Genomic DNA, 3,389 nt, shown 5'->3' with positions numbered 1-3,389 from the left:
CGCGAGGTGTCGAGCGGCGGCTCGGCGAGGTTCGGGAACTCGGAGACACCGGTGACGGGCGCCGTGCGGTGCGCGATGTCGGCATCCCGGGCCTCGCGGACCCGGGCGATCGCGTCGGTGACGCTCCCCGAGGCGATCCCGGCGGCGAGCCCGCCCTCGGCCTCGATGGTCTGGAAGGCGGACCAGGCGGCCTCGGCGAGCGAGTCGGTGAGAGACTCGACGTACCAGGACCCACCGGCCGGGTCGACCACATGGCCCAGGTGCGACTCCTCGAGTAGCAGTAGCTGGGTGTTGCGGGCGATGCGCTCGGCGAAGGCCGGCGAGGTGCTCTCCAGGCCCCCGGGCAGGGAGGCGTCGAACGGCAGGACGGTCACGGAGGTGGCACCGCCGACCCCGGCGCCGAACGAGGCGAGAGTGGTGCGCAGCATGTTCACCCACGGGTCACGCCGCGACATCATCGCCGAGGAGGTGACGGCGTGTTGTGGCGCATCGCCGGCCTCGGGTGCGCCCAGGAGCTCGGCGACGCGGGCCCACATCAGGCGCCCGGCACGGAACTTGGCGATCGAGCCGAACTGGTCGTCGGTCGCCGACAGTCTGAACGAGATCTGGCGCAGGGCGACCTCTACGGCAAGCCCGGCTGACATCAGCGCCCGCACGTACTCCAGTCCCGCGGCCACTGCATAGGCGAGTTCCTGGGCGTCCCCGGCGCCGTCGGCGTGGAAGACGGTGCCGTCGGCGACGAAGGTCCGGACGGTCTCGTCCCGCTCGGCGGCGCGCGTGGCGAGGCCGACCGCCGCATCGAGGGCGATCGACTCCGACGCGGCGTACGCGGAGGTGACGGGGGTGGCGCCCAGGTCGGCGATCACCGCGGACCGGTCGGTCACCCCGTCGCCGGCCGCCCTGCGTTGGTCGAGCAGCTCCAGGAACGCCTCGGTGACCTCGGCGAGGTCGGACCCGGCGTCGAAGGTCACCGGGGCGAGGTCCAGGTAGACGTCCTTGAGGACGGCGGCCACGTCGGTGGCCGGCACCCGTAACCAGAGGGCGGATGCCCCCTGGCCGAGGAGATCCAGGACGGCGGTGTTGACTTCACTCGGGTCGCCCTGGGCGTCGACCCTGGCACTGACGTGCCAGCCGTTCTCCGGCAGCCCCGACCGGTCCCCGCCCCGCACGAACGGGAACGAGCCCGGTGCCGGGCGCTCGGGCGTCTCGTCGGCCCGCGTGTAGAGGGGGTTGACCTCGATCCCGTCGCGGGTGGTGGCCACGAGGGCGCGCCAGGCGTCCTCCGGCATCTCGGCGGGATCCTTGCGGGCGGCCTTCGCGAGGACGGCTCCCACAGAGGCGTACCAGGAGTGAAGGTCGGGACCTGTGGTCGGACTGGACACCGGTACCTCGTTCTCTTGTGGAGTGAAGGGGGTCACCAGGGACTCTAGTGCAGCCCCTCCGCCTGCCGGAACGTGACCATGTGTGCGGGGTCACCGGTGGGAGGGGGCCGGGAGCCCGGGGACTAGAGTCGATTCGTGCGAGGACGGGTGATCTGGTGGGTGGCGGTCGTCCTGGCCCTGGTGCTGCTGGCCACCGTCGTCCCGACCCCTGGTCTGGAACAGATGCGCGGGTGGGCGGATCAGCTGGGACCGTGGTTCCCGGCCGCGTTCTTCTCGGCCTACGCGATCGTCACCGTGGCGCCGGTCCCCCGGTCGACCTTCACCTATTCGGCCGCTGTGCTCTTCACCCCTGCCGTGGCGATCCCGTGGTCCCTGGTGGCATCGGGAGTAGCCGCCACCCTCGCGTTCGTCGGAGTCCGTCGACTGGGCCACCGTCGCACCGCAGCACTACGCGCGGACCCCCGCATCACGGCAGTGGACGCCCGTCTCCGACGGCGCGGATGGCTCTCCGTCGGGAGCCTGAGACTGGTCCCCGCCGCGCCGTTCTCGGTGGTCAACTACGCGGCGGCCCTCACGTCGATCCCGTTCCGCCAGTTCCTGCCCGCGACGGTGATCGGCAGTACCCCGGGGACCATCGCGGCGATCCTGTTGGGGCACTCGCTCACCGAGGGTGACGGGACCGCCGCCCTGTGGGCGACGGGCGCGTTCGCTGCGGTGGGACTGGTCGGCATGATCCTGGACGCCCGCCTGCCCGTCCGGGGCGAGGACGACGACGAGGTCGGCACGCGCGGGTGACCTGCTCCCCCGCGGTGGATCAGACGGGCTCGGTGACGAAGTCCACCAACCGTTCGACCGCACCCAGCAGGGCCGGCTCCACGTCCCGATACGTGCTCACCGCGCCCAGGACCCGCCGGAAGCCGTCGGCCGGCTCACCCCACCCGAGCCGGTCGCAGATGCCGGTCTTCCAGTCCTCGCCCCGCGGGACCACGGGCCACTCGTGAATGCCGACCGCCGCGGGTTTGACCGCCTGCCAGATGTCCACGTAGGGATGCCCGGTCACCAGCACGTCGCCACCGAGCCCGGCGACGATGCGTGACTCCTTACTGCCCGTGACCAGGTGGTCGACCAACACGCCCAGGCGCGCCTGCGGCGTCGGCCCGAACTCCGCCACCAGCGCGGGCAGGTCGTCGATCCCGTGAAGTGGTTCCACGACGATCCCCTCGACCCGCAGATCGTGGCCCCAGATCTTCTCGACGAGAGCTGCGTCGTGGATGCCCTCGACCCAGATACGGCCCGCGCGCGCGGTCCTGGCACGAAGGCCCTCGACCTTCCGGGACCCGGACGCGGTGACCTTCGGGCCGTCCGTCACGATCGGCCCGGGCCTGCGCAGCGTCACCGGTGAGCCGTCGATGAGGAAGGCCGAGGGGGTCATGGCGAAGAGGCGGACCAGGCCGCGCCGGTCCTCGAGTTTGACGAAGTCGCCGTCGGGGGTGCGGGTGAATCCCACCACGGCACCGCAGAAGGCGGAGTCTGCGTGCTCGACCACCAGATCGCTCTCGGCGACGACGACGGGGATCTCCGGTCGGCGGCGTCGCGCCGTTCCGGACAGGATGTCGGATCCGTACATGTCTGCCATGGGCCGACACGGTAGCCGGATCCGCGCGTGGGGGGCCGGCGGCGCACCGACCGGTAGGATTGATCGTCATGTCACGACCCCTCACCCGGAGCGCCGCGCTGTCCCCCGCGTGGCCGCTGCCGCTGTTCCTCCTGCGCACCGCCTGGGGCGACCAACCCTTCGACGAACTCACCGGGTACGTCTCGGGTCTGGCCGGGTCACACCTGGTCGAGATCTCGGGCGAGCCCGTGCGGATGCTGGACGGGGTCTCCCCCGCCCCGGGGCCCACCGCGCTGCTCCCCGGGCTCGTCACCGCTCTCCGGCGCTCGGGGCGCTCGCATCCCACCCCGGAGGCGCTGGCCCTGCTCACCGCGGCGCCCGGGGACTCCTCG

3 protein-coding genes and 1 pseudogene are annotated in these 3,389 nt (G+C 72.2%); 2 read left to right on the top strand and 2 right to left on the bottom strand.

Annotation, left to right across the window (positions count from 1 at the left end; translation table 11 throughout):
* A partial coding sequence (locus tag G6027_RS11580) for a methylmalonyl-CoA mutase family protein (protein WP_182637316.1) occupies nucleotides 1–1,382 on the bottom strand: 1,382 nt, incomplete at its 3' end.
* A gap of 135 nt (nucleotides 1,383–1,517) precedes the next feature.
* Between G6027_RS11580 and G6027_RS11575 the strand changes: the two genes are divergently transcribed.
* On the top strand, nucleotides 1,518–2,177 hold the full coding sequence (locus tag G6027_RS11575; RefSeq protein WP_346995708.1) for a TVP38/TMEM64 family protein: 660 nt from the start codon (nucleotides 1,518–1,520) through the stop codon (nucleotides 2,175–2,177).
* Nucleotides 2,178–2,196: 19 nt separating this feature from the next.
* Here the strand turns inward: G6027_RS11575 and G6027_RS11570 are convergent, their stop codons facing one another.
* Entirely contained in the window at nucleotides 2,197–3,018 is an 822-nt protein-coding gene (locus G6027_RS11570) for a DUF3097 domain-containing protein (protein WP_182637315.1), read from the bottom strand.
* A gap of 68 nt (nucleotides 3,019–3,086) precedes the next feature.
* Here G6027_RS11570 and G6027_RS11565 point away from each other — a divergent pair.
* Nucleotides 3,087–3,389 (top strand): annotated as a pseudogene (locus G6027_RS11565) (hypothetical protein); the annotation flags it as partial.

The organism is Dietzia sp. SLG310A2-38A2 (assembly GCF_014145095.1).
Taxonomy (GTDB): Bacteria; Actinomycetota; Actinomycetes; order Mycobacteriales; family Mycobacteriaceae; genus Dietzia.
This window is presented reverse-complemented; position numbering and strand designations above follow the sequence as displayed.

Coding starts and splice junctions, on each gene's coding strand:
- G6027_RS11570 (WP_182637315.1), bottom strand. CDS start 3,018: ATGGCAGACATGTACGGATCCGACATCCTGTCCGGAACGGCGCGACGC.